6 protein-coding genes are annotated in these 6,048 nt (G+C 72.5%); 2 read left to right on the forward strand and 4 right to left on the reverse strand.

The window, feature by feature from the left end; genetic code table 11:
* Positions 1–190: 190 nt before the first annotated feature.
* From DLJ58_RS00815 to DLJ58_RS00830, 4 genes are all read right to left on the reverse strand, one after another.
* On the reverse strand, positions 191–1,291 hold the full coding sequence (locus tag DLJ58_RS00815) for a magnesium and cobalt transport protein CorA (protein ID WP_124853399.1): 1,101 nt from the start codon (positions 1,289–1,291) through the stop codon (positions 191–193).
* A gap of 133 nt (positions 1,292–1,424) precedes the next feature.
* On the reverse strand, positions 1,425–2,036 hold the full coding sequence (locus DLJ58_RS00820; RefSeq protein ID WP_124853400.1) for a class F sortase: 612 nt from the start codon (positions 2,034–2,036) through the stop codon (positions 1,425–1,427).
* Between the two features lie 86 nt (positions 2,037–2,122).
* Complete coding sequence (locus DLJ58_RS00825; RefSeq protein WP_091406610.1) at positions 2,123–2,608, reverse strand: hypothetical protein; 486 nt, start codon at positions 2,606–2,608, stop codon at positions 2,123–2,125.
* A gap of 310 nt (positions 2,609–2,918) precedes the next feature.
* Positions 2,919–3,752 carry an ArsR/SmtB family transcription factor gene (locus DLJ58_RS00830; protein ID WP_124853401.1) on the reverse strand — a complete coding sequence of 278 codons (834 nt, stop codon included), beginning with the start codon at positions 3,750–3,752 and terminating at the stop codon, positions 2,919–2,921.
* Positions 3,753–3,897: 145 nt separating this feature from the next.
* Here DLJ58_RS00830 and DLJ58_RS00835 point away from each other — a divergent pair, with 145 nt between their 5' ends.
* Both DLJ58_RS00835 and DLJ58_RS00840 read left to right on the forward strand, forming a co-directional pair.
* The gene (locus tag DLJ58_RS00835) at positions 3,898–5,166 is read left to right on the forward strand and encodes an MFS transporter (RefSeq protein ID WP_244218728.1); all 1,269 of its coding nucleotides are present in this window, start codon (positions 3,898–3,900) and stop codon (positions 5,164–5,166) included.
* 55 nt (positions 5,167–5,221) lie between these two features.
* Positions 5,222–6,048, forward strand: an 827-nt coding sequence (locus DLJ58_RS00840) for a lycopene cyclase family protein (protein WP_124853402.1), incomplete at its 3' end; no start/stop codon positions are given.

Raw genomic sequence — 6,048 nt, forward strand, 5'->3', positions numbered from 1 at the left:
CGTCCCCGCCCCTCCCAGCCCTCATCCTCGCGATCTTGCACTTTCTGTCGTGGCATAAGCGGTGAAAGGGGCGTATCGACAACACAAAGTGCAAGATCGCCGGAGCCGGAGCCGGAGCCGGAGCCGGAGCCGGAGCCGGAGCCGGAGCCGGAGCGGGAGCGGGAGTGGGAGCGGGAGTGGGAGTGGTGGGTTAGAGCCAGCCGGAGCGGCGGAACAGCCGGTACAGGAACAGGGCCGCCGCCGCCATCAGGGTGAGGGCCCCGGCGTAGCCGTAGCGCCAGGCCAGCTCGGGCATGTGGTTGAAGTTCATGCCGTAGATGCCGGCGATGCCGGTCTGGGTGGCCGCGATGGCCGCCCAGGCGGCGATCTTGCGCATGTCGTTGTTCTGCTCGACGGCGAGCTGCGCCAGTCGCGACTGGACGATCGAGGTGAGCAGGTCGTCGTAAGCGGCCACCCGATCCACCGCCCGGCTCAGCCGGCCGTCGACGTCGACGAACCAGCGGTGCAGGGCACGCGGCGGGCCGTCGGGTTCGAGCAGCGTACGCATCGGCGCCTGCAACGGCAGGACTGCCCGCTTGAACTCCACCACCTCCCGTTTGAGCTGGTAGATGTGCTGGATGTCGGTCGTGCGGTCGCGGGCGAACACCGCCTCCTCGACCCGCTCCAGGTCCCGTTCCACGTGCCCGGCCACCTCCAGGTAGGAGTCGACCATGCGGGCGCAGACCGCGTACGCCACCGCCCACGGTCCGGCGGCCAGCAGTGTGGGGCGGCTCTCGATGTCGGCGCGGACGCTGCGCAGCGCCCCGGCGGCGCCGTGTCGCACCGTGATGGCGAAGCGGTCACCGAGCAGCACCATGACGTCCCCGGTGTCGATCACCTCGGAGGTGTCGGTCAGCTCGTCGTGCTCCACGTACCCGGCGGTGCGCAGGACCAGCAGCGTGACCGGCCCGTGGCGTTGCACGGTGGGTCGGTGCCCGTCGGCGAGGGCCTGTTCGACGGTCAGCTCGTCGAGGCCGAAGGTCTGGCCGACCGCAGCCAGCACCGCCGGGCCGGGATCGTGCAGTCCCAGCCACACGAAGGCGCCGCGGCCGTGCCGTGCCCGACCGTACGCGTCGGCGTAGTGCGGTTGACCGGGTTCACGCCGACCGTTGACGTAGACGGCGCAGTCGACCACGGCGTCCGGGTTGGACCGGCGGGGGGTGGGGGAGTCGCCCTCGACCCGTCCGAGCAGTCGCCGGGCCAGGGCGCGGACACCTCGACCGGTCCGGTCCCGTGCCGGTCGTTGATCCACCGCGTGCCTCCCCGTCGCCGGCGCACCGTCCCGATCAGGGGATGGTGCCACCGCATTCTGCCGAGCGGGGTCCGGCTCCCGACAGCGGGGAGGCGGCTCGGGCGGCGCGGGCGGCTCGGGCCTGCGGCGCGGCTCAGGCGGTGCGGGTGGCGAAGACGACGACGTTGTCGACGTAGTTGCCGGTGGCGGCGTCGAAGCGACCGCCGCAGGTGATGAGGCGCAGCCCGGCGGCGTCCGCCGGGCCGTAGACCAGGGTGGTGGGGAAGTGCTCCTTGGGGTACTCCCGGACGTCGTCCACTGTGAACGTGACGACCCGTGCGTCGGCGCGGGTGACCTGTACCTGCTGCCCGGCGCGGAGCCGACCGAGGTCGAAGAAGACCGCCGGGCCGGACGGTGCGTCGACGTGTCCCACCAGGACGGCGTTGCCGGTCTCACCGGGGCTGACCCCGTGCCGGTACCAGCCGGCGAGGGTGGGCCGATCCAGTGGCGGCACCTCCAGCACCCCGGCGGCGTCCGCGCCGACGGGGACGATGTCGGCGCGTACGTCGATGGCGGGGATCTGCACCCGGACCGGCGCGGCGGGTGACAGCGGCGCCAGGTCCGGTGCGGGGTGGGTGCGGGTCGGCGCGTCGGCCGACGGTCGTGGTGGCCGCGCCGGGTCGGCGGTGAGGCCGACGGTGATCAGCCCGAGCCCGGTCACGCCGAGCAGCGCGACCACTGCCGGTAGGGTCCGCCGCCACCACACGTGTGCACCTCCGTACCGGATCGTCGGGGTGCCCGCACCGGTGTCACCGGCGCGGGCACCCGTCTCAGGGATGGAACGGCCGCCGATCAGGCGACAGTGGACACCGGACGGCGCCGGCGGATCAGGATCACCGCGCCGGCGAGGGCGGTGCCGAGCAGCGTGCCGCCGGCGGCGAGAGCGCCGGTGTCACGGTTGTCGCCGCCGGAGCCGGCCGGCGCGCCGCCGATCGGGGTGACGGCGAAGGTGGCGGTACCGGCCGAGCTGCCGTCGCCGCAGGTCGCCGCCACCGTGTACGTGCCCAGGGTGAACCCTGCGGTGAAGAGCTCGGCGCTCAGCCCGCCGCCGGCGGCGGCCGTGGTGGATCGGACGTTCTGGTCGCGGTTGGGGCCGGTGACCCGGAAGAGGGCGTCACCCGACTTCGGGTTGCAGGTCGTCGCGGTGAGCACGACGGTCCCACCGACCGGAGTGGTGGCCGGTGACACCGTGGTGTCGGCCAGCGCGGCGCCTGGCAGCAGAAGCGTGCCGAGGCCCACGCCGAGCGCCGCCGAGCAGAGTGCTGTTGAGACCTTCATACGCGTCTTCCCTCACTTTTCGTCCGCTGACTGCGTGGGACGTCGTTCGGGTGGCCAACTCCGTGACTAGCACCGGTGTGCCCAACACTAGGTGGGTTGGGTCCTCGATCAGGTGAAAATGAGAAATCCTCGTTGCCGTCACGTGTCCACCCGAAGGCGGGGAGAGCTGCGGAAAGGCCCGGACGCCCCGACCGGCACGGGTGCTCCGATCGATGTCTGCTCCGGCCGGGCTGTCGCCGCTGGGCCGATGGCGAGGTATTGCCGAAGACGGCGGAAATGCACCACCTGGCCGAGGTGATCCGCGCTCGGGTCAGCGGGCCTGGGCCTGGGTCGGGTCGGGCATCGGCTCGCCGGTCTCGAGCAGGGTCTTGAGGCTGGCCAGCAGCTCAGGCCAGCCGCCGCTGCCGTCGAGTTGGCCGCTGATCGCCCGGTGCATCTCACTGTCGGGGGAGAAGTCGTCGTGGATGACGGTCAGCCGGACGGTCGACCCGCTGTGCGGCTCGATCTCGAAGGTCACCTTCGACCGGCGCTCGCCGAGCCGGGCGGACAGCTCCTCGGCGGACCAGCCGAAGTGCGCGGCGTGTTCGGCCTGGAAGCCGTGCCAGGTGTAGGAGAGACGACGGTACGGCTCGGCGACGAGCACCCGCTGGCCGAGGTCGCGCGGCTCGCCGTCCGGTGCGTCCTGCCACAGCACGGGTGACCCGACCTGCCAGTCGGAAACCAGCGCGACTCCACCCCAGTAGCGACGGGTGAACGCCGGTTCGGTGAGCGCGGACCACAGTCGCTGCGCGGTGGTGGTGACGTAGGTGGTGTATACGAAGGTCGGGTTCTCCATGGGCTGTCGCTCCAATGCGGTGGTCAGGTCGGCCAGGGTGGCGGCGCGCTCGCGGTCGTAGCGGCTGAGCCACCGGTCGGCGATGGCGTTGATCGGGGCGGCGTTGAGGTGGTGCAGCTTCTCCCGGCCGCGCCGCACGGTCGTGACGAGATTGGCCGCCTCCAGCACCGACAGGTGCTTGCTGACGGCCTGGCGGGTGCCGGCCAGCCCGTCGCACAGCTCCCGCAGGGTCTGGCCGTTGCGCTCGTTGAGCCGGTCCAGCAGTCGGCGCCGGCTGGGGTCGGCCAGTGCCCGAAACACGTCGTCCATCGGCCCTCCCCGCAACAGGCAACCATTCGGTTGCTTGCCAAGTTAGGCAACCAATGGGTTGCCTGTCAACCTGGCAGCGGACGGCCTTCTGCCGGAGGGATAAATCCCCGTGCGGCCAGAGGAGACGCTGGTAGGTTCGCTCGCCGTGACACGGAACGTGGGAGATGGCCTGGGAACGGTCTTCGCCAAACTCTGGGCGGCGAGCACCCTCTCGGCCCTGGGCAGCGGCCTGGCCACCGTCGCCGCGCCGCTCTTCGTCGCGTCGCGTACCGATGACCCGCTCGTGGTCGCCGGGGCGTCCGCCGTGGCGTGGCTGCCGTGGCTGCTCTTCGCCCTGCCCGGCGGGGTGCTGGTGGACCGGATGGACCGGCGCCGCCTGATGATCGTCATCGACCTGGTCCGGGTGGTCGCGCTCGCCGTTCTGGCCACGGCGATCCTCAGCGGCCGGGGCGGGGTGGCCCTGCTGTTCGCGGTGCTGTTCCTGGTCAACACCGGTGAGATCGTGTTCCGGGCGGCGAGCCAGGCCATGGTGCCGGTCGTGGTGCCACGGCACCGGCTGGAGCGTGCCAACGGCTGGCTCAGCGGCGGCGCCACGCTCATGCACAGCATGCTCGCCGGCCCGCTCGGCGGCTTCCTGTTCGCGCTCTCGGCGGGCAGCCCGTTCCTGGTCAACGCCGTCACGTACGCCCTCAGCGCCGTGCTGGTGGCGCTGATCGGCGGGGACTTCCGGGCCGCCGTCGGCGACACGCACGAACCCCGTACCCGCTCGATGGGCGGCGAGATCGTCGAAGGACTGCGCTGGCTGGCCAACCAGCGGTTGCTGCGCACGATGGCCGTGCTGATCGGTCTGCTCAACGTGACCCTCACCGCCGCGCTCGCGGTGCTGGTGCTGCTCGCCGGCGAGCGGCTGGGGCTCGGGTCCGTCGGCTACGGCCTGCTCTTCACCTGCATGGCCACCGGTGGGGTGCTCGGCGCGCTGCTCGGCGACCGGATCATCGCCTGGATCAGCGCGACCTGGACGATCCGGATCGGCCTGCTCGTCGAGGCGGGGCTGCACCTGGCGTTGGCCGCATCCCGCAGCACCATCGTGGTCGGGTTCGCGCTGTTCGCCTTCGGCGTGCACGGGGGGCTGTGGAACATCGTGTCGAACTCACTGCGCCAACGACTCACCCCACCGAACCTGCAGGGCCGGGTGGCCAGCACGAACCTCTTCGTGGCGGCGGGCGGCAACTGCGTGGGCGCACTGCTGGGCGGGCTGCTCGCCGCCCGATTCGGCATCACCGCGCCGTACTGGGTCGGGTTGGTGGTGGCGATCGGCGTCTCCGCCGCCACCTGGCGGGTCTTCAACCGCGCCGCGGTGGCGCGCGCGTTCGCCGACCCGCCCCCGGTCGAGTCGCCCGCCCCGGTGGCCTGAGCGCCGTTCCGGCCCGTCCGGTGGTGGCGTGCGACGGTGTGGCAGCGTGGTGCGGGTGACCGACTCCGCGCCGCTCGACGTCGACCTCGCGCTGCTCGGTGGCGGCGGCGCGGCATCGTTGCTGCTCGCCGCACTGGACCGCCACGGTGTCCGGGATCTGCGGATCGCCATCGTCGACCCGGTGCGCCGACGCGGTCAGGACCGCACCTGGGCGTTCTGGGGTCACCCGGACAGCGACCTGGACCCGCTGCTCAGCGCGAGCTGGCAGCAGGTCGAGGTGGCGACGGCGGCGCGACGCCGCGTCCTGGACCTCACCCCGCTGCGGTACGCCATGCTCCGCTCCGGCCCGGTCTACGACCGGGCTGCCGACGCCGAGCGTCGCCTCCACGCCACCCGGATCGTCGCGCCCGCCGAGACGGTGCGCGACGACGGTGACCGGGTGCTGGTGGGTACTGGCGACGGGCGCGGCGTACGGGCCGGCTGGGTGCTCGACTCCCGCCCCCGCCCGCCGGCCCGAGCGGGGCGAACGACCTGGTTGCAGCACTTCCGGGGGTGGTGGCTGGAGGCTGATCGGCCGGTGTTCGACCCGACGCGTGCGGTGCTGATGGACTTCCGTACCCCGCAACCGCCCCGCGGCGTCTCCTTCGGGTACGTCCTGCCGGTCAGCGACCGCTACGCCCTGGTCGAGTACACCGAGTTCTCGCCGGACCTGCTCACCGACGCCGGGTACGACGCGGCGCTGGCCGGTTACCGGGACCTGCTCGGACTGGATCCGACCGGGCTGCGGGTGCGCGAGGTGGAGAACGGGGTGATCCCGATGACCGACGCGCCGTTCCCGGCCCGGCCCACCCCCCGCGTGGTCCGGCGCGGCACGGCCGCTGG

It is taken from the genome of Micromonospora arida (genome assembly GCF_003857035.1).
Taxonomy (GTDB): domain Bacteria; phylum Actinomycetota; class Actinomycetes; order Mycobacteriales; family Micromonosporaceae; genus Micromonospora; species Micromonospora arida.

What these genes read in the sequence shown, in the direction of transcription:
- DLJ58_RS00830 (WP_124853401.1), bottom strand. Translation starts at nt 3,752, where the DNA reads ATGGACGACGTGTTTCGGGCACTGGCCGACCCCAGCCGGCGCCGACTG.
- DLJ58_RS00825 (WP_091406610.1), bottom strand. Translation starts at nt 2,608, where the DNA reads ATGAAGGTCTCAACAGCACTCTGCTCGGCGGCGCTCGGCGTGGGCCTC.